The organism is Flectobacillus major DSM 103 (assembly GCF_000427405.1).
In the GTDB taxonomy this organism is placed as follows: domain Bacteria; phylum Bacteroidota; class Bacteroidia; order Cytophagales; family Spirosomataceae; genus Flectobacillus; species Flectobacillus major.
This window is the reverse complement of sequence record NZ_KE386491.1, coordinates 1,927,815-1,946,974: the sequence shown is the minus strand read 5'-3', so window position 1 is coordinate 1,946,974 and position 19,160 is coordinate 1,927,815. Positions and strand designations below refer to the sequence as shown.

Annotated in this window: 15 protein-coding genes and 2 tRNA genes; 12 read left to right on the top strand and 5 right to left on the bottom strand. The window is 37.5% G+C overall.

The genetic code is table 11. The annotated features are described in order from the left end of the window. Positions 1 to 49: 49 nt before the first annotated feature. The 3 genes from FLEMA_RS68135 to FLEMA_RS0110015 all read right to left on the bottom strand — a co-directional run bounded on the left by FLEMA_RS68135 (position 50) and on the right by FLEMA_RS0110015 (position 843). The gene (locus FLEMA_RS68135) at positions 50 to 526 is read right to left on the bottom strand and encodes a deoxycytidylate deaminase (protein ID WP_044171206.1); all 477 of its coding nucleotides are present in this window, start codon (positions 524 to 526) and stop codon (positions 50 to 52) included. A gap of 124 nt (positions 527 to 650) precedes the next feature. Further along, positions 651 to 724: transfer RNA gene (locus FLEMA_RS0110020), tRNA-Met, on the bottom strand. Between the two features lie 45 nt (positions 725 to 769). Then, positions 770 to 843 (bottom strand) — tRNA-Met (locus tag FLEMA_RS0110015). 298 nt (positions 844 to 1,141) lie between these two features. Here FLEMA_RS0110015 and FLEMA_RS0110010 point away from each other — a divergent pair. The 6 genes from FLEMA_RS0110010 to menD all read left to right on the top strand — a co-directional run bounded on the left by FLEMA_RS0110010 (position 1,142) and on the right by menD (position 8,893). Further along, entirely contained in the window at positions 1,142 to 1,534 is a 393-nt protein-coding gene (locus FLEMA_RS0110010; protein WP_026995359.1) for an START-like domain-containing protein, read from the top strand. Between the two features lie 242 nt (positions 1,535 to 1,776). Then, positions 1,777 to 3,273 (top strand): LptF/LptG family permease, encoded by a 1,497-nt coding sequence (locus tag FLEMA_RS0110005; protein ID WP_026995358.1) that lies wholly within the window; start codon positions 1,777 to 1,779, stop codon positions 3,271 to 3,273. A gap of 55 nt (positions 3,274 to 3,328) precedes the next feature. Then, positions 3,329 to 3,604, top strand: a complete 276-nt coding sequence (gene rpsO / locus FLEMA_RS0110000; protein WP_026995357.1) for a 30S ribosomal protein S15 — start codon at positions 3,329 to 3,331, stop codon at positions 3,602 to 3,604. A 248-nt stretch (positions 3,605 to 3,852) separates the two neighbouring features. After that, on the top strand, positions 3,853 to 5,982 hold the full coding sequence (pnp, locus tag FLEMA_RS0109995) for a polyribonucleotide nucleotidyltransferase (RefSeq protein ID WP_026995356.1): 2,130 nt from the start codon (positions 3,853 to 3,855) through the stop codon (positions 5,980 to 5,982). Between the two features lie 246 nt (positions 5,983 to 6,228). Further along, positions 6,229 to 7,092: a sigma-70 family RNA polymerase sigma factor gene (locus FLEMA_RS0109990; RefSeq protein ID WP_026995355.1), complete on the top strand. Its 864-nt coding sequence runs from the start codon at positions 6,229 to 6,231 to the stop codon at positions 7,090 to 7,092. 82 nt (positions 7,093 to 7,174) lie between these two features. Next, positions 7,175 to 8,893 (top strand): 2-succinyl-5-enolpyruvyl-6-hydroxy-3-cyclohexene-1-carboxylic-acid synthase, encoded by a 1,719-nt coding sequence (gene menD, locus FLEMA_RS0109985; RefSeq protein WP_026995354.1) that lies wholly within the window; start codon positions 7,175 to 7,177, stop codon positions 8,891 to 8,893. 326 nt (positions 8,894 to 9,219) lie between these two features. Here the strand turns inward: menD and FLEMA_RS68130 are convergent, their stop codons facing one another. Continuing rightward, positions 9,220 to 10,146, bottom strand: a complete 927-nt coding sequence (locus FLEMA_RS68130) for a tetratricopeptide repeat protein (RefSeq protein ID WP_052354054.1) — start codon at positions 10,144 to 10,146, stop codon at positions 9,220 to 9,222. Positions 10,147 to 10,163: 17 nt separating this feature from the next. On the opposite strand from FLEMA_RS68130, the gene FLEMA_RS0109975 reads away from it, so the two are divergent. From FLEMA_RS0109975 to FLEMA_RS0109965, 3 genes are all read left to right on the top strand, one after another. Further along, positions 10,164 to 10,487, top strand: a complete 324-nt coding sequence (locus FLEMA_RS0109975) for an Mpo1-like protein (RefSeq protein WP_026995353.1) — start codon at positions 10,164 to 10,166, stop codon at positions 10,485 to 10,487. Positions 10,488 to 10,565: 78 nt separating this feature from the next. Beyond that, entirely contained in the window at positions 10,566 to 11,012 is a 447-nt protein-coding gene (locus FLEMA_RS0109970) for a peptidylprolyl isomerase (RefSeq protein WP_026995352.1), read from the top strand. Between the two features lie 11 nt (positions 11,013 to 11,023). After that, on the top strand, positions 11,024 to 11,263 hold the full coding sequence (locus tag FLEMA_RS0109965; RefSeq protein WP_026995351.1) for a hypothetical protein: 240 nt from the start codon (positions 11,024 to 11,026) through the stop codon (positions 11,261 to 11,263). Positions 11,264 to 11,318: 55 nt separating this feature from the next. Here FLEMA_RS0109965 and FLEMA_RS0109960 read toward each other — a convergent pair whose 3' ends face one another. Then, positions 11,319 to 13,118, bottom strand: coding sequence for a M61 family metallopeptidase (locus FLEMA_RS0109960; protein ID WP_229359406.1), 1,800 nt, complete (start codon positions 13,116 to 13,118; stop codon positions 11,319 to 11,321). 125 nt (positions 13,119 to 13,243) lie between these two features. Between FLEMA_RS0109960 and FLEMA_RS0109955 the strand changes: the two genes are divergently transcribed. The 3 genes from FLEMA_RS0109955 to FLEMA_RS76085 all read left to right on the top strand — a co-directional run bounded on the left by FLEMA_RS0109955 (position 13,244) and on the right by FLEMA_RS76085 (position 19,145). Beyond that, positions 13,244 to 16,267, top strand: coding sequence for a tetratricopeptide repeat protein (locus FLEMA_RS0109955; RefSeq protein WP_044171203.1), 3,024 nt, complete (start codon positions 13,244 to 13,246; stop codon positions 16,265 to 16,267). A gap of 60 nt (positions 16,268 to 16,327) precedes the next feature. Further along, positions 16,328 to 18,013 carry a TonB-dependent receptor gene (locus FLEMA_RS0109950; protein WP_026995348.1) on the top strand — a complete coding sequence of 562 codons (1,686 nt, stop codon included), beginning with the start codon at positions 16,328 to 16,330 and terminating at the stop codon, positions 18,011 to 18,013. 115 nt (positions 18,014 to 18,128) lie between these two features. Then, positions 18,129 to 19,145, top strand: a complete 1,017-nt coding sequence (locus FLEMA_RS76085; RefSeq protein WP_052354053.1) for an HU domain-containing protein — start codon at positions 18,129 to 18,131, stop codon at positions 19,143 to 19,145. Positions 19,146 to 19,160 lie beyond the last annotated feature (15 nt).

Here is a 19,160-nt window from a genome sequence, read left to right as displayed (position 1 = left end):
TAGTCAAAAATAATTACTCATTCACTCACATTGGGATGACTTATATTTGTTATACTGTTTTTTGTAATTTCGTTTTGTCGTATTGTACAACCTCAACCCCAAATTTTCTCAGAAATTCAACGCCTTCATCTTTGGGCAAACCTTTGTATTGGGCATAAGAGTCAAGGAATATAACTTTACTAATTTTCATAGAATAAATAATTCTGGCACAGGCAATACATGGCGACAGCGTAACATATAAAGTAGCACCTTCTACTTCCGACCCATTTTTTACTGCAAACAAGATAGCGTTTTGTTCGGCATGCAAAGCCAACGAACAGCTACCCTTTGAGTCACGCTCGCAGCCATGTTCTGGAAATTCCTCGTCACAGTTATGAGTACCAGAAGGAGGACCATTATAACCAATCGAAATAATTCTTGTATCTTTTGTTAGTACTGCACCCACATGAGCCTTGATACAGTGCGAGCGCTTGGAAAGGTTGATTGCCAATTCCATATAAATATCTTCAAATGCTGGTCTTGCCATATTAATCAAATATGTTTAATCTTGAGAATAGTACTAAATTAAAGGATTCTAGAAAGGAATACAACTTAAATAAGGGACTTGATGCGTATAAAAAAAGCCTTTCATTGCTGAAAGGCTTTTATAGTAGCGGGGAGCAGGATCGAACTGCCGACCTTAGGGTTATGAATCCTACGCTCTAACCATCTGAGCTACCCCGCCATGCGAAAAATAAAAAAATAAAGACTAATCAAAGAGTGATTATAGTAGCGGGGAGCAGGATCGAACTGCCGACCTTAGGGTTATGAATCCTACGCTCTAACCATCTGAGCTACCCCGCCTTATTTTTTTGTGATGCAAAATTAGGCAATTAATATATGGGAGGCAAGTGCTTTGATGGAAAATTATGAAAATAATTTGTAACGTATAGGATTACTAGTTGGTTGTCAATTAATTATGACATCTAAAAAAAATATATTTTTAGAATATTGTTAAATATGTGGTGTTTAGGTATAAGTATCTGATATGTAGACATTTGGAAGTTGTTTTGCATATTATTTTCGGAAAGATGATATAAAAACTTGCATATTAATCAGAGAATTATACCTTTGCCAAAAAGGTAATTTTAAATTCTTGCGTATGAGTAAGCACAAATTTGTTGTTGAGTTTGAATTAAGAGCATCGCCAAAGGTGTTATTCCCGTATATCAGTTCAGCCTCTGGCTTGCAACAGTGGTTTGCGGAGAAAGTTACCCTGAAAGATAGCTCTACATTTGATTTCGTTTGGGATGGCGAGAGCCATATTGCCAAATTGTCTCAATTACGATTAAATAAGTCCGCAAAGTTTGATTTTATTCCGACTAACTCCGATGACCGTGACCATAACTACATCGAGTTTAAAATGGATGTGAGTGATTTGACTGGGTCTACCTATTTAAAAATAATAGATTATTCAGGTAATTCGGATGAGGAGGAGTTGACAGAACTGTGGGAAGATTTAATTTACAAATTGAAAGAAATCGTAGGTAATTAAGTTTCACAAGCTAGTTGATGGGTACTGAGTCAAATATCTGCCAACTAGCGTTTTTATGTCACTCCATTGAGGGATGGAGTGTACATGGCATTTTTATGCTACACATTTGTATGCCTATCTAATCAGATAGACATCAGGAATTTCTATTCACGAGGCTTCACGAAAATCTTGCTTTTAAATAACTTTAACTTTATTAGTCATACAATAGTGATAACTTTGTAGCGAATTTGTAAAGTTACTATATGAAAAAAATAGATAAATTAGTACTCAATGCCTTTTGGGGGCCATTCTTCTTAACCCTTGCTGTTGTTATATTTATTTTCTTAATGCGTTTAATACTGGTGTATTTTGTCGACCTATTTGGCAAAGACCTTGGCATAGACCTTTACTTTGAATTATTCTTCTACTTTGGTTTAATTACTATTCCGATTGCCTTGCCATTGGCCATGTTGCTTTCTACCTTGATGACATTTGGTAAATTGGGTGAGTTTTTTGAATTGACAGCCATCAAAAGTGCCGGTATTTCTATTGGGCGAGCCATGCGACCTATTTTTGTGGTAGCATCTTTAATCACTGTTTTTGCTTTTTGGTTCAACAACGTAGCATTGCCTTGGGCTAATTTGAAAGGATACCGCCTGCTTTATGATATCAAAACCACCAAAACGACGCTTAATATCAAAGAAGGGATTTTTTATAATGACTTACCTGGCTATAGTATCAAGGTTATGAAGAAATATCCCGATAACAAAACGCTCAAGGGCGTGATTATTTATGACCATTCTAAAAACGATGGCAACAAACACGTAACCTTGGCTGATTCGGCTTTGATGTACACGATGATGGACAAGCAATATTTGGTTTTTGAACTATACAATGGCCATGACTACGTAGAAGATGCCGACCGTACATCAAGCTCGGATGCTACCGACCACGCATCGCATGGGTTTACCAAAAGTAAAATTGTGATGAGTCTGGCTGCATTTGATATGCACAAAACCGAAGAAGACCAGTTTAAGCACCACCAGATTATGCGAAATGTAGTGGAGTTGAGCCAAGATGCCGATTCTTTGAAAACACTTACACAAGATTATCGCAAAAACTTTTACGAGGCTGCCAAATCATATTACTTATATAGTTTAAAGACATTGCCGACGCCGTTATTGCCAGAACAAAAGAAAGTTATGGCAAACGAAGGCGATTGGGTTGGAAAAAAAATCAAGACTCAAATCAAGCCAAATCCGTATCAACATCTGGATTTTGCTATATCACAGTCGAAAAATATGATTTCTTTTGCTGAGAGCAATGCTTATACGGTAAGTTCTAAACTAGAAGACCTTCAAAAAACTAATTTAGAATGGCATCATAAGTTTACGAATGCCTTTGCCATTTTTGTCATGTTTCTGATAGGGGCACCATTGGGGGCTATCATCAAAAAAGGAGGTTTTGGTATGCCTGTAGTTGTAGCAATATCCTTTTTTATTTTGATGTATGTAATGACCCAGCAGGGCGATAAACTAGCCAAAGAAGGTAAGTTGATAGTACAGTTAGGGGCATGGATATCGAATGTGATATTGTTTAGCATAGGTGTATATTTCTTTACCAAAGCTCGTAATGATTCAAGGTTATTCGAGTCAGACGTATATACAATGGCTATAGCTAAGATAAAAGAACGTTTGTCAAAGTCTACACTCATTGAAAAAATATTGCGTAAACTAGGCTTTAAATTTGCAAATAACTAAAGAAAAAGCTATTTTTGCGTGTTTACAAAAATTATCACATTTAAACTGGTTGAAGATGTACTTAACTTCAGAAAAAAAGCATGAGATTTTCGAATCTCGAGGAAACGCGAAGTCTAAAATCGATACTGGTTCTGCTGAGTCGCAAATTGCACTTTTCACTTACAGAATCAATCACTTGACTGAACACTTGAAAAAGAACAAAAAAGACCACTCAACTCGTTTGGGTCTTTTGAAATTGGTAGGTAAGCGTAGAAGCTTATTGGATTATCTTATCAAAAAAGATATTACTCGTTACAGAGCTATCATTGCTGAACTTGGTATCAGAAAGTAATATACTTTCAACGACAGGGAATTCTATTGGTTTAGGATTCCCTGTTGCCATAAGACGAAAATCGTCTTCTCTTCTTTCCCTTGGGTCTTCGTTAATAGTTGATGGTTTTGTTAATCGTGAAGACGCCTGAACAATCAAACTACACTATTGGCAATTGACGATTAACTATTGATGACTGCAAATCCAACAAAATCCTTTTACAAAACGTTTTGTAAATATATAAGTAAAAGGTACTAAGCAAACTATTTATGTCGTTTAACGTAATTACGAAAAAAATCACAATGCCCGATGGTAAGGAAATTACCATTGAAACAGGCAAACTCGCAAAGCAGGCAGATGGGTCTGTGGTAGTGAGAAGCGGAAACATGATGCTTTTGGCAACAGTGGTTGCCAACCAAACACCTAAGGAAGGAGTAGATTTCTTACCTCTTTCTGTTGATTACCAAGAAAAATTTGCTTCTGCAGGAAAAATCCCTGGTGGATTCCTTAGAAGAGAATCAAAGTTGTCTGATTATGAAGTATTAGTAAGCCGTCTTGTTGACCGTGCTTTGCGTCCAACTTTCCCTTCAGACTTCCATGCAGATACTCAAGTAATGATTAACTTGATTTCTGCTGATACCGAGATTTTGCCAGATGCTTATGTAGGTTTGGCTGCTGCTGCTGCTTTAGCTGTTTCAGATATTCCTTTCAACGGCCCTATTTCGGAGGTTCGTGTTGCCAAAATCAATGGCGAATACATTGTCAATCCAACTACTTCTGAATTAAAAGGTGCTGAATTAGAGCTTATCGTAGCGGCTAATACAAACGACATCTTGATGGTAGAAGGTGAAGCTAACGAGGTTTCGGAAAGCGATATGTTGCAAGCTTTGCGTTTGGCTCATGAAGCTATCCAAGTGCAATGTGCTGGCTTGAAAGAACTAGAAGCAGCGACTGGTAAAACAGAAAAACGTGTATATAGCCACGAAACACACGATGAAGAATTAAGAACTTTCCTTTGGGATACTTATTTCCAACGTTATTATGAAGTAGCTAAATTGGCTAACCCTAGCAAAAACGGAAGAAAAGAATCTTTTAAAGCGATTGAAGAAGAATATTTTGCTTCTTTACCAGAAGATACTACTGTCAACAAAAGTTTGGCAAAGTGGTATTTCCACGATATTGAAAAGGAAGCTGCCCGTCAATTAGTATTGAACGAGCGTTTCAGACTTGACGGCCGTCAGTTAGATGAAATTCGTCAAATTACTTGCGAAGTAGATTATTTGCCAACACCACACGGTTCGGCTGTATTTACTCGTGGCGAAACTCAATCTTTGACAACGGTTACTTTAGGTACAAAATTAGATGAACAAATTGTAGACCAAGCAATGGTTTCTGGTTATAACAGATTTTTGTTGCACTATAATTTCCCAGGTTATTCTACGGGCGAAGTAAAACCAAACCGTGCTCCTGGTCGCCGTGAAATTGGTCATGGTAACTTGGCGATGCGTGCTTTGAAAAAAGTGCTTCCTCCCGATGCTGACAATCCTTATACAATCCGTGTTGTTTCTGACATCTTAGAGTCAAATGGTTCTTCGTCTATGGCGACAGTTTGTGCTGGAACTTTGGCGTTGATGGATGCCGGTGTACCTATCAAAGCTCCTGTGTCGGGTATTGCTATGGGTTTGATTAGTGACCCGAAAACAGGTAAATATGCCGTTTTATCGGACATCTTGGGCGATGAAGACCACCTTGGTGATATGGACTTCAAAGTTACAGGTACTGAAAATGGTATCACAGCTTGTCAGATGGATATTAAAGTGGATGGTTTGTCGTACGATGTATTGGTAGAAGCCTTAGAACAAGCTAAAAGAGGTCGTCTTCATATCTTAGGAAAAATGAAGGAGGCTATCGCTGAACCAAGACAAGATTACAAACCACAAACTCCTCGTGCTACAGTTATCAAAATCTTCAAAGACCAAATTGGTTCTGTAATTGGGCCAGGTGGTAAAATTGTACAAGATATTCAAAAACAATCTGGTGCAACGGTTACTATCGAAGAAAAAGAAGATGGTGGTTATGTTTCGATTTTCTCGGCCAACAAAACATCAATGGATATTGCTGTGAAAATGGTAAAAGGAATCGTAACAATTCCTGAAGAAGGCGAAATTTATGATGGTGTTGTAAAATCAATTATGCCTTTCGGTGCATTTGTTGAGTTCTTGCCAGGAAAAGATGGTTTATTGCATATTTCTGAAATTAAATGGGAACGCCTCGAAACAATGGACGGTGTACTTCAAATTGGAGAGGAAGTAAAAGTGAAATTGATTGAAGTAGATAAGAAAACAGGTAAGTATCGTTTGTCAAGAAAAGCTTTGTTGCCAAAACCAGAAAAGAAATAGAACAAAGTTAAAGATATTAACGTTATCCTGAAGACAGATTAAACCATATTATAAAAATTGTTTCTTACCAAACAGTTATATTTTGATAAAATACATCTTTATATAACTGTTTGGTATCTGGTTTTTCAGGAAACTGTTTTTGGGAATTAAAACATTGTCGTGGTTAACAACAATCTTTTACTCCTCAATTTCGTAATATTAATATAATTGTTAACCTACTAAGAACATCAAGAGGTAGTAACTAATATGAGACAGCTAAAAATTAGTAAGCAGATTACCAACCGAGAAAGTCAGTCGCTCGACAAGTATTTGCAAGAAATTGGCAAGGTAGATTTGCTAACGCCAGAGGAGGAGGTTATTTTAGCTCAGAAGATTCGTGAAGGAGACCAACTTTCTTTGGAAAGACTAACGAAGGCCAACCTTCGTTTTGTAGTGTCCGTTGCTAAACAATATCAAAACCAAGGTCTAAGCTTAGGTGACCTTATCAATGAAGGTAATTTAGGTTTGATTAAGGCTGCACAACGTTTCGATGAGACTCGTGGTTTTAAATTTATATCTTACGCAGTATGGTGGATTCGTCAATCAATCCTTCAGGCTTTGGCCGAGCAGTCTCGTATTGTTCGTTTGCCATTGAACAGGGTTGGTTCATTGAATAAAATTTCTAAAACGTTTTCTGAACTTGAACAAAAGTTTGAACGTGAGCCTACGCCAGAAGAATTGGCCGAAGTATTAGAAATCACAACTGGCGAAGTTGTAGATACCCTAAAAATCTCTGGCCGTCATGTATCTATGGATGCCCCATTTGTACAAGGTGAAGAAAACTCTCTTTTGGACGTTTTGGAAAATGACGGTGAAGACAAACCTGACAGCGGCTTAATTAATGACTCGCTTCGTCGTGAGGTACAACGTGCTTTATCTACCCTTACTCAGCGTGAGGCTGATGTCGTAACTTTGTATTTCGGATTGAATGGTGAGCATGCCATGACTCTGGAAGAAATCGGTGAGAAATTTAACTTGACTCGCGAACGTGTTCGTCAAATCAAAGAAAAAGCGATTCGTCGTTTAAGACATACTTCACGTAGTAAAGCACTCAAAACCTATTTAGGATAAGATGCTTTATAGATTGCATTTTTGAGCCTCTTTTAGAGGCTTTTTTTATGATAAGACTTACCCATCTTTAGCATATATCATCATGGCGATTTTACAACCCATTATCAATATTGCCGAAATACTTGCTCAGAAAGGCGTAACCGAAGCGGTTATTTCACCTGGTTCAAGAAATGCCCCTCTTACAATTGCACTAGTTAGGCATCCCAAAATTCGGACTCGCTCAATTTCGGATGAACGATCGGCTGCTTTTATCGCTATGGGTATGGCTCAGGTGTCTGAGCGGCCCGTGGCTATTTGCTGTACCTCTGGCTCGGCGGCATACAATTATGCCCCAGCGGTAGCTGAAGCTTTTTTTCAGGAAATTCCTCTTATCATTCTTACTGCCGATCGCCCCGCAGAATGGATTCATCAGCATGATGGCCAAACAATTTTTCAGGATACTATCTTTGGCAAACATGTGAAGGCCTCATGGAGCCTCGGCACCGATTATACTCACCCCGATGCTCAGTGGCATATCCAACGAGTCGTGAATGAGGCCGTTAATTTGGCTAATGCTTTCCCTAAAGGGCCTGTACATATTAATGTACCCTTACGAGAGCCTTTTTACCCTACTGCCGATGAAACAATTAGGTTTGAGCCTCAGCGAATTATTGAACGATTTGCTACTGAAACTCAATTACCTAAATCGGTTTGGTTTGAGCTGTTAGAGCGTTTTCAGCAATATGACAAAATTCTGATAGCTGGTGGACAAGATAAACCTAACGAAGCTTTATCAAAAACCTTACAGAAGCTTCAAGAAGAATTTAATGTAGTAGTCTTGGGCGATGTGATTACTAACCTACAGGGCGATTTTATCACAAAGCAAGATTTGTTTATCAATAATGAACTCGACGAGCTTGCCCCCGAACTTCTGATTACATTTGGTAAATCGTTTATATCAAAAGCTTTTAAAGGGTTTATTAGAAATAATAAACCTGTTGAGCATTGGCATTTGCAACTCGACGAGCATTTGATTGATACTTTTCAATCTTTGACACATAGTATTCCACTGAAGCCAGAAGTGTTTTTTGATAGGCTATTGGAGGATTTAGATTTTGAAGCCTTTAAAAATGGTGATTCCGACGAACGAGATGGGTCGTATTTGGCTGCTTGGCAAAAATACCAATGGAAAGCTCAACAACATTGCGAACAGTTTTTGACTGATATAGGTACTTGGCACGAGTTATATGCTTATAAGCAAATCATTGATAGTTTACCTCATAACTGTCAATTACACGTTGCCAACTCTATGGCAGTACGCTATACCAATCATATTGGAATAGATACCCATAAAAATATTGAAGTGTTTGCTAACAGGGGTACAAGTGGTATAGATGGCTGTGTAAGTACTGCGGTAGGGGCAGCCCTTGCTACAGACCAACCCGTATATTTGTTGGTGGGGGATGTTGCTTTTTTCTACGACCGAAATGCTCTTTGGAATATTTACCTGCCCGCCAATCTCAAAATTATTTTGATGAATAATCATGGAGGTGTTATTTTTAGAATGATTGATGGGCCAAGTAAGCAGCCTGAGCTAGAGGGTTACTTTGAAACCCAACAAAATTTTACCGCAGAACTTACTGCTAAGGAGTCGGGACTTGATTATTTTCTGGCTACTAATTTTGGTCAACTTACCGAAGCCGTTAGCAGAATCATGCAGATTACTGATTCGCCCCAGTTGCTTGAGGTACAAACCGATGCCAAAGTTAATGCCGAAATGTTTAAGCAATATAAACGTTCGTTTGTGATGCCTGCGAGGTAAATATGCCTAAAATACAGTTTTCTGAGAATCGAATATTCTGTACAAATACCTAGAATACCTTCAAATACACGATTCTCAGGCGGTTCGGAAAAGCATTTTTAAGGTGAAATTCGAGAAAAATAACCCTCCAAAAATGATTAATAGGCTATTCCAATAAAAAAAGGAACTGAAAAATCAGTTCCTTTTTTTATTGGAAAATATAATTATTCTAAGTCATGTATCGATAATTGCCGAGAAAACACTTGTGTTTTGTTGTATTATTTTGAGATATTACATTTTGTGTTCAATACGCCTCAACCAAACTGCATTTGTCTACAAATAATAGTCTATTTTTGCCCAAAACTAATCGCTGGATTAATTGCTTTTGCTTTGGTTAACAATTCTTGAGCTTTTTGAGTATCCCCTTTTTTTGTATAATATAATCCTAGGTTGCGTAAAGCAAAAGCATTGTTACCTTCAATTCTGAGCGAGTGTTCAATAGCCTCCTTGGCTGGCTCTAGCTGCCCAAGTTGTAAAAGGATATAACCTTTGTTGTTGAGATAATAAGGCTGAGCAGGTTTTAAGAAAATAGCTTTGTCTACCAAAACCAGTGCTTCTTTATATTGACCTTTTTCACCTAAAATAAAAGCTAGGTTATTGAGCGCAAAATCTTGTTTTGGGTTGATAGCCAAAGCTTTTTCAAAGTCGATTTGAGCCAAAGGATAATTGTTTTGTTGAAAATACAAATAGCCATGATTGGTATAAGCGTCGGCATTTTTGGGGTTGAGTAATATGGCTCGCTCGTAGTCGGCTGTAGCACCCGACAGGTCGTTGAGTTGGGTTTTGGTATTACCCAAGCTTACGAAATAAAAACTAGAGTCTTTATAAACTTTAGCAATTTTGGTTAAGTCCTGAAGACTGGCTTTAAAATTGCCTAAGGCAAAAAACAATTCTGCACGATTGTAATAGGCTTCCCAAAATTTTGCATCAACCTCCAGTGCTTTGTTATAATCTTCTAATGCCTTTTCAAGTTTGTCACTTTTCTGATAAGCTAACCCACGATTGTTATAAATATCGGCAAAATCTGGGTTTTTGATAATAGCTTCTCCATACCAATGAATCGCTTCTTCGTACTCTCGGTCTTTTAGTTTGTAGTTTCCTCTTTTAAAAAATTTGATAGCTTCTTCTTTTTTGTCGGTACCACACCCTAACAACAATAAAAGAGGGAATATAATGATAATTTTAGCTAAATTGCTGGTAATATTATGTTTCATCTTTAAAAAGTAATAAAATGGAAAATAAAGTTGATGGTATAATAAGATATAAACGATTGAAAGAGTTTTATGTTTTTTATTTGAGCGAGCATCAAAACCCTATCTCAAAATTACTGCATTTTATTGGAACAGCCTTAGTAATACTGTTTCTCTTAGGAATTTGTTTGTTGGGTGCTTGGCAATTGCTTTGGGCGATACCTGTGGTGGGTTATGGGTTTGCTTGGGTGGGTCATTTCTTTTTTGAAAAGAATCGCCCTGCTACTTTTCAATACCCCTTGTATAGCCTGGCTAGTGACTTTCTGATGTTTTTTGACATTATTCGAGGAAAGGTAAAGATATAGCCAGAATATCATGAAAAGTAAACGAGATGTTTTAACTTTGCAACCCAATTGTATAACAATCTTTAATATTAAATAAGTATGTTAAAAGCTGAAATGTTGACCGATAAAGGTCTAATGACCATAACTTTTTATGAGGAGGATGCACCAATCCACGTAAAAAATTTCGTTGATTTATCGAAAAAAGGATTTTATGATGGCGTTACTTTTCACCGAGTTATTCCAGATTTTATGATTCAAGGTGGCGACCCAACAGGCACAGGAGCTGGTGGCCCAGGTTATACGATTCCCTGCGAATTGACAGGCAATAACCAGTACCACGACCGTGGCGTATTGTCAATGGCTCACCGTGGTAGAAATACAGGAGGCTCACAATTCTTTATTTGTCACAGCCGTCGCAATACCGCCCACCTAGACCGTAACCATACTTGTTTTGGCAGAGTGATTGATGGCTTAGATGTAATTGACCAAATCAGACAAGGTGATAAGATTATCAGCGTTACTATTATTGAAGACGAACAAGCTTAATACAATCAGATATGTATTTTATTGGCGATATTCCGAATCCAAAATGTAAAGTCTCTTTGTATAAATGGAATGGGAAGTTCTTTGTAAAGTTTGAAACGCCTGATTTAGAACAGACCTTCAAAATTGCAGAAACAGAAGTAGGAGGAGAAGACGAAGTGAGAAGTTTGATTACCGACGAGTTTGTGGAGCGTGTGATAGCCCGTTTCCATGCTATGTACGACGACCTCAATGAAGCATTGAATCCTTTTTAACAAAAAAATCCCGAGGAATAAGTTTCTCGGGATTTTTGTTAAAAAAATACGATTGTTAAATAAACAACCATTTTTTGTAAAGAGCCTGTTGGCTTTCGGTGCTATTAGGAAGAGCCTCAATCTTATAGTTTTTAATAGGGCTTTTGCTTAAAGTAACCGAATAGGTTTTTTCTAAACCATCTCTTTTTACTTTTACCTGAATAACATCACCAATTTTTTTGGTTGCTACAAACTTATTCAAATCGTCAACTTTATTGTCATCGATTGAGAGGATTTCGTCACCAACATTTAGACCATCGTTATAGGCTGGAGAATCTTTTCTTACCGCTGTAATACGAGGCGAACCCGCACGAACGTCTGCACCTAAAAAAGCACTGTTATTATTGGCATTGGCATCTATCAATTGCATACCTACTGCTTTTAAGTAATCATTATAAGGAATTTCTTCAGTACCAAAAATATATTTCTGGAAGAAATCTTTTAGGTCTTTACCCGAAACCAAATTAACAGCAGCCTTGAACTCTTCGTCAGTAAAGCCACGACCTAATTTTTTGTAATAGGTTTGGTAAAGGTATCTCATAACATCGTCGAGGTTTTTAGCACCTTTTGTAGAAGCCAGTATTTCGAGATTTAGAATACCCCCTAAGACAGCACCTTTGTCATAATACGAAACTGTGCTATTTCTTGAGTTTTCGTTTGGACGGTAATACTTAATCCACGCATCCCAGCTAGACTCAGCTACCGACTGAACGGCATTGCCTGGTTGGTTTTCGATAACGTTGATTTCACCGACATACGAATTGATGTATTCTTCTGGCGAGAAAACCGAAGCTCTTCTTAAAATATAGTTTTGGTAAAAACTTGTACAACCTTCCGAAAACCAAAGCATATGTGTGTAATTTTCGTTTTCATAATCGAAAGGCCCAAGAGCTTTAGGTCTGATTCTTTTTACATTCCAAAGGTGAAAATATTCATGAGCAATCAAGCTAAGAAAGCCTTTATAAGCTTTTTCATTTTCGTAACTAGTTCTCGACGTTTGGCAAGTTGTAGAATTAAGGTGTTCTAAACCACCACCACCAGCGGCCAAATTATGAATCAAGAAAGTATAATCTTTGCAAGGGTGTTCGCCAACCACCGAAGTAGCCGAAGCACACACCTTTTTAATATCATCGGTTACTTTGGCAGCATCGTATTTGGCCTCGCCATACATGGCTATTTTGTGAGGAATACCATTTAAGTCGAAAGAAAGAACTTTTTGTGTACCAATCTCTATAGGAGAGTCAATAAGAATATCGAGGTTTTCAGCTTGGAAGGTATTATTACCAAGGCTTTTCAACCCTGTTGAAATCGTGTTCCATCCTTGGTAAGGGTTGATTTTTAAGGTAGAAGGAAGGTTTTTCCAATCATTAACATAAACAAAAACACTCGCAGGGTTTAAATAACCATGAGAATCGTCCAAAAACGAGGTACGAACGGACAGTTCATAAGCATAAACTTTGTATTTTAGTCGCAATTCTTGAGTAGAAGATTGAATTTTGACACGCCAAGTATTTTTGTTGATTTTTTCGGCATTTACTGGTAAATTACCACTAGAGGCAGACACCGATTCTACGTTTTTGGCATATTCACGCACCAAGTACGAACCCGGTGTCCATACGGCCATCTTAAAATCGACAAAACCCTGTTGTTTAGTTTTTGCATCGATGTTTGAAACTTGTACCACTACATCAAAGTAATGAGACTGAGGTTTTTCCATCGATAAGAAATACTCAATCTTGGGTTGTTGTTTGTTAGTTTGTGCTGATGAAATGAAGCTAAGCAGTAAGCAAATAGCGAAAAATGAGATTTTTTTCATAATTTAACGTTTACATTTTGCGTTTTTAAAACGTGAAAGTAGTAAAGCCTCACTTGTTAAACAAATAAAATTTCGGCTTATAACGCATATCTTATAAGTTGACAATATCCCAAAAAATATTTCTAATGAAAAAATTACCTTCGATTGTATTTTTGTCTTTAGCCGCATCTTGTAGTATTTCCAATAGCCAGTTGTATGCTCAAAGTACACTGAATTATTCTGAAGTGAACATACATTTTCGGAATGGGCAAGAATACTTTGAATCTAAGAGTTATGAGGCTGCCCGAGCAGAGTTTCAGCTGTATTTGTCTAGCGATAGAAATTTTTTGGACAAAAACGATCCTAATACCGCATGGGCTCAGTACTACATCATTATGTGTAGTTTGTATATGAATCGAGCCGAAACAGAACTTTTGGCCGACCGCTTTGTTCGAGAACACCCCGAGCATACGGTATCGTCTACCTTGTTTCGTGAAATAGGCAATTACTTTTTTGATAATGGCGATTATGCCCGAGCCATCGATTATTTGTCGAAAAGCTCCAAGTCGGATGAAGCTGCTCAGTATCGCTTAGGTATTGCTCACTTTACCTTACAAAACTATTCAAATGCTCTAAGTATCTTTAATCGACTGAAAGAAAGTTCAAATCCAGAGTTTGGCCCATCGGCTGCTTATTATGCAGGTGTTATTCAATTTCGTGCCAAACATTACGAGGAGGCTATCCCCGATTTTAAAAGAGCCGAACAGTCGTCGATGTATCGCAGCGAAATGCCTTCATGGATTGCCAATGCGTATTATCGCCAAGGCAAGCTTACCGAAATGTTAGCTTATACCGAGCCAATTCTTCGAGAAAAGAATTCAGGTCGAAAGCTAGAAGACGTAGCATTACTTACGGCAGAAGTGTATTTTCAACAAGGCAATTTTGAAAAAGCCTCTTATTATTATGGTGTTTATAAAAACTACAAGTCGCAAGGTATGCTTCCTGCTGTGGCATATCGTTATGGTTATAGTTTGTATAAAACCAATCAATTTGTGCCTGCGACCGAACAGCTTCGTAATGTAGCTGCAGTAAAAGACACCCTAGGTCAGTATTCAGCCTTTGTGTTGGGAATTTGCTATCAAAAATCCAACAATCTTAATTACGCACTAGGAGCTTTTGACCAAGCCAGCAAACTAACCTTTAATAAAACTGTAAAGGAAGAAGCTACTTTTAATTATGCTAAAGTGCTTTTGGATTTGGGTAGAGGAGGCGAGAGCGTAAAAGCCTTTGAAACATTTTTGGCACAATACCCTGGTTCAAGACTTGAAGACGAAGCTAACGAACTTATTAGTGAAGCCTATTTGGCTTCCAATAATTATTTGGCAGCATTGGCTTATATCGAAGGTTTGAAGAAAAGAACCACCAGAACCAACCTAGCTTATCAACGTATTGCGTATAATCAAGGCGTAAAAAGATACAACGAGGAGGCGTATCTCGAATCCATTACTTTTTTTGACAAATCGTTGCGTATGCCCGAAAATCCAGAATTAAGATATTCGGCTACTTTCTGGAAAGCGGAGGCACTTTCGGCTGAAAAGCGTTTTCAGGAAGCTGTCAACTATTACCAGAGTTTGATTAATACCAACGATGTTCGTACCGTAAATCTGGCCGAACTACAGCAAAAAAGTCGCTACTCAGTAGCCTATGCGTATTATAACCTCAAGGATTACGACAAAGCCAATATTTACTTTAAAGAATTTACTGACCGCCAAGCAACCAAAGATTCACAAACGTATCAAGATGCTATCGTTCGTTTGGCAGATACGTATTATGCTAAACGTAATTATGAACAAGCCTTAAAATACTATGATTTGGCATATCGAAGCAATAAATCTGATCGTGACTATGCCCTCTACCAAAAAGGGATGATACAGATTTTGTTGAAAGACGAAGCTGGCGGAAAGAAAACCCTAGATGACGTTACTAAGCAATTTCCAGAGTCTATTTACTTGGATAAGTCGTTGTTCCAAACAGCCGAAAACGAATTACAAAACCAACGCTATTCTCAGGCTATATCAGCGTATTCACGCCTGATTATGGAAAGACCCAAGAGCTCGCTTGTACCACTGGCTCTTATCAAACGAGCAAGTGCCTTCGTAAGTTTGAATAAATTAGAGAATGCCGTTTTGGATTATAAGTACATCCTGAAATATTATCCAACCGAGCCAGAAAGCAAAGATGCTTTGAATGGATTACAAGAAGCCCTAACAACCCTTGATAGACCAGAAGAGTTTGGCGTTATATTGGCCGATTATCAAAAAGCTAACCCACTCGATACCTCAGTGATTAGCCGTGAGTACGAATTAGCGAAAAACTTGTTTTATAAAGATGCCTTCGACAAAGCGATTCCTGCTTTGAAAGAATATGTACGTAAATACCCAAATGCCAACGATGTGTATGAAGCCAATTATCTGATAGCGGAGGCATATATCAAGCTCAACAACAAACAGGAAGCCTTACGTTACTATTATATTGTTATTGCTGAAAACAAATTTAAAAATGTTAATAAAGCCGTAGCAAAGGCCGCTCAAATAGAATTTGAAGGAACGAATTATGTAAGAGCCATTACCAATTATAAAACCCTATTGTCATTGGCTATCGACAAAAAAGATGTTCAAACCTCGTTGATTGGCTTAATGGAATCGTATTATAATACTCCTAAGTCAGATTCTACCTTATATTTTGCTCGTCAGATTATCAATAATGGCGATGTTATTTTAGGGGCAAAAAGTAAAGCCAATCTTTACATTGGTCGTATTTATATGCAACAAGGAGATCTTGTCCGTGCCACCGAAGCCTTTAATCAAACCATTGCTATTGCTAAAGACGACTTAGGAGGAGAAGCTCAAATCATGTTAGCCAAAATGCTTTACAATGAAAAGAAATATAAAGAATCGAGCGACATGATTATGAACAAATTCAGAACCGACTTTGCGGCGGTGTCAGACCCCGTAATTGGCAAAGCCTATTTGTTACTAGCCGACAACTTTATTGCTATGGACAATATTGTCCAAGCACGAACTACCCTTAATTCTATTATCAATAATTTGCCAGACGAACAAAGCGTAGAACAAGCTCGTTTGAAACTCCGTTCAATCGAACGACGTTAGGCAAACGATAAACAGCGTAGTTTAGTAAAGGATAAATAATCTATTTAAGCAAGATAATTAATGAAAAATCATATTTTAAGATATTCAGCAGCATCGCTTGTATTCGTTCAAATGTTATTGGCGGCACAAGAAGGTTTTGCCCAAGGAAAAAAAGAAGGGGTACTTACTCCTGAAGAAATAGATATTGTAAAACAGAAAAAAATTGATATATCAGGTGCCAACCGTATTTTCGAGAAAGTCTTTGTAGCACCTAATACCAATACACGGCCACCCCTCAACTACAACTACTCCGAAATTCGGATGGGTGTACAAGCCCCAGAGTTTAGTCCACAAGTAACCATGCCGTCCAATACCAATGTAGAAAATGACAAATTAGGTAAATACAACAATGTTGTACGGGCAGGAATTGGTAATTATGGTCATACCTATCTGGAAGGCCACGCGGGCATATCAGTAGGCGAGGAAAACTACCATGGGGTTTATGTAAAACACAATGCCTTTCGCTTAGGGCCAGTAGGGTCAAACTACTCGGGGCAGTCCGACAACCAAATTAAAGTACATAGCCGAACACTATTAAATACTGTTCGATTAGAAGGAGCTTTGGGCTGGCAGCGACGAGGATTTTACTTTTATGGGTTTCAACCACCCGTATATGATTTCGATAAAGAAACCATATACAATTCTTGGAACAAGTTTAACTTTGAAGGAATCATAGCCAATGCCAGTAAAAACTCAAAGGTAGACTATTCATTCAAATCAAATCTTTCGTATTTATTTACGCACCTCAAAGCCAACGAATTGGTATGGAATAGTGGCCTAAATGCCTCTTTCCCCTTAACCGACCAGTTATCGGCTAATTTTGATGGAAATATGATTGTGGCTCAAACACAAGATTCGCTTACGACTTATCGTAATTTGTATAAATTGACCCCTAGTTTTAAGTATAGAGGCGATAATTTTAGCGTTTCATTGGGCTTATTGTTGGTGAATAGCAAAGAGAAAAGTTCTCAAAACGATAGTTACGTATTTCCAGTGCTTAAAGCAGACTATCAATTAATGGAAGGCTTGAAAATATTTGCAGGCTTTGAAGGCGATATCTCTGCCAATAACCTTACCCACTTATTACAAGAAAACCAATGGTTAGGGCGATTTATTGAACTAAGACCTACCCGAAAGATTTCTGATATTTATGTAGGAGCAAAGGCAAATTTAGACAATGGATTTACGGCAGAGTTAAAAGCAAGTTATGCTAATTACAAAAACTTCTATGTCATCAACAATGCCCAAAATGACTCTACAAGATTTGATGTTACCTATTCAAACGATACCACTAAGGTACGAGTAACCAGTTTTTCAGGACAATTGATGTATGAAATTCCACAAATGTGGCGTTCACAATTAACAGCCGATGCCATGATTTACAGCAATTTAGGTAATTTGGTTCATGCTTGGAATCGTCCAACGTTCAAAGCCACGTGGTCAAATAGCTTTACTATTCGTGAAAAACTTTTAGTAACCTCAGACTTTTATTTTATGACAGGATTAAAAGCCATGAACTACCAAAGCAACAAAGAAATCAAACTTGACCCTATCGTAGATTTAAACCTCAAGTTTACTTATTTCATCAGCGATAGATTTGATGCCTTTATTTCTGTTAATAATATTTTGAACAAAAAATACGAAAGATATGCATATTATCCTGTTCAAGGAGTAAACTTCCTTGCAGGATTGTCATTTTCTTTTTAAATTGTGATACTATTTTCTTAGAATCGTGTAATTTTTCATTTCAATAATATAAGTTATTGATTTTAAGATAATTACACGATTTTTTTATGTCTTAGACTCAACCAGACTTTCAACCATGGCAACAGTACAGAATTATATTCATGAATTGCTTTTTGAACAAGATTGTGTAGTCATTCCTGAATTTGGAGGGTTTATTGCCAATTTTAAGAGTTCAAGTATTGAAAAGTCATTACATTATATTACCCCATCAACCAAGTGGTTTGCCTTTAACGGATTATTAAAATCCGACGACGGTCTATTGGTGAATTATATTGCCAAAATCGAGCATATTTCAAGAGAAGAAGCTGTTCAGAAAGTAAAAATATTTGTTGATGACTTAAAAAAAGACTTAAAAATGAAGCCAAGGGTTCATTTTGAGCACCTAGGTTTTTTTAGCTTAAACGAAGAGCAAAAAGTAGTATTTACGCCAGATACAATGCAAAACTTTTTTACTGATAGTTTTGGTTTAGATTCCTTGAATATCTATCCACTTGTCAATGATCAAGAGCTAAGTATAGTTGTTTCGCAAAGTAATAGACCATTGAGTATCGTTGATAGAGAAACCCAGGCAGAAGTATTATCAGGAGGAGTCATTCAAAAACGTCGTAAAAAGGTATTACCTACTGTTGCGGGTATAGGTACGGCATTGTTGCTTGGATTTGCCATGTTTTTTTATGAACATACTCACAGCAGCCTTAGTACCCTAAACCCCTTTGCCAATTTAGAGAAGCAATCAAATACCGTTAGTGCACCAGCAACGCCTACAGCAGAAAAGGAGGAAATTCAACCTACCAATATAGATACAGCATCGGTAGTAATACAACCAGAAGAAACCCAAGATAGTCATACTAAAGAAAATCAGTATTACGTTATTGTAGGGAGTTTTGGTAGTAAAAAAAATGCCAACAAATTGTTAAAAGCATTAAAGCAACAAGGTTTTACAGAAGCAAGTATAATCGAACCCAATACATCCAACAAGCTTATCAAAGTATCAGCCACAGGATGCCCTTACGAATCGCAGGCATACAGTAAGGCCAGCGAAATAAAAACAAAGCTTAAATCATCTGCATGGATTTACAAGAGCTTTAATTAAATCTATTTAAAAAGA

Excerpts from the sequence above, each read along its gene's own strand:
- FLEMA_RS0110010 (WP_026995359.1), top strand. The coding sequence starts at position 1,142 with ATGAGTAAGCACAAATTTGTTGTTGAGTTTGAATTAAGAGCATCGCCA.
- pnp (WP_026995356.1), top strand. The coding sequence starts at position 3,853 with ATGTCGTTTAACGTAATTACGAAAAAAATCACAATGCCCGATGGTAAG.
- FLEMA_RS0109970 (WP_026995352.1), top strand. The coding sequence starts at position 10,566 with ATGTTAAAAGCTGAAATGTTGACCGATAAAGGTCTAATGACCATAACT.
- FLEMA_RS68135 (WP_044171206.1), bottom strand. The coding sequence starts at position 526 with ATGGCAAGACCAGCATTTGAAGATATTTATATGGAATTGGCAATCAAC.
- FLEMA_RS0109990 (WP_026995355.1), top strand. The coding sequence starts at position 6,229 with ATGAGACAGCTAAAAATTAGTAAGCAGATTACCAACCGAGAAAGTCAG.
- menD (WP_026995354.1), top strand. The coding sequence starts at position 7,175 with ATGGCGATTTTACAACCCATTATCAATATTGCCGAAATACTTGCTCAG.
- FLEMA_RS0109960 (WP_229359406.1), bottom strand. The coding sequence starts at position 13,118 with ATGAAAAAAATCTCATTTTTCGCTATTTGCTTACTGCTTAGCTTCATT.
- rpsO (WP_026995357.1), top strand. The coding sequence starts at position 3,329 with ATGTACTTAACTTCAGAAAAAAAGCATGAGATTTTCGAATCTCGAGGA.
- FLEMA_RS0109975 (WP_026995353.1), top strand. The coding sequence starts at position 10,164 with ATGGAAAATAAAGTTGATGGTATAATAAGATATAAACGATTGAAAGAG.
- FLEMA_RS68130 (WP_052354054.1), bottom strand. The coding sequence starts at position 10,146 with ATGAAACATAATATTACCAGCAATTTAGCTAAAATTATCATTATATTC.
- FLEMA_RS76085 (WP_052354053.1), top strand. The coding sequence starts at position 18,129 with ATGGCAACAGTACAGAATTATATTCATGAATTGCTTTTTGAACAAGAT.
- FLEMA_RS0109955 (WP_044171203.1), top strand. The coding sequence starts at position 13,244 with ATGAAAAAATTACCTTCGATTGTATTTTTGTCTTTAGCCGCATCTTGT.
- FLEMA_RS0110005 (WP_026995358.1), top strand. The coding sequence starts at position 1,777 with ATGAAAAAAATAGATAAATTAGTACTCAATGCCTTTTGGGGGCCATTC.
- FLEMA_RS0109950 (WP_026995348.1), top strand. The coding sequence starts at position 16,328 with ATGAAAAATCATATTTTAAGATATTCAGCAGCATCGCTTGTATTCGTT.
- FLEMA_RS0109965 (WP_026995351.1), top strand. The coding sequence starts at position 11,024 with ATGTATTTTATTGGCGATATTCCGAATCCAAAATGTAAAGTCTCTTTG.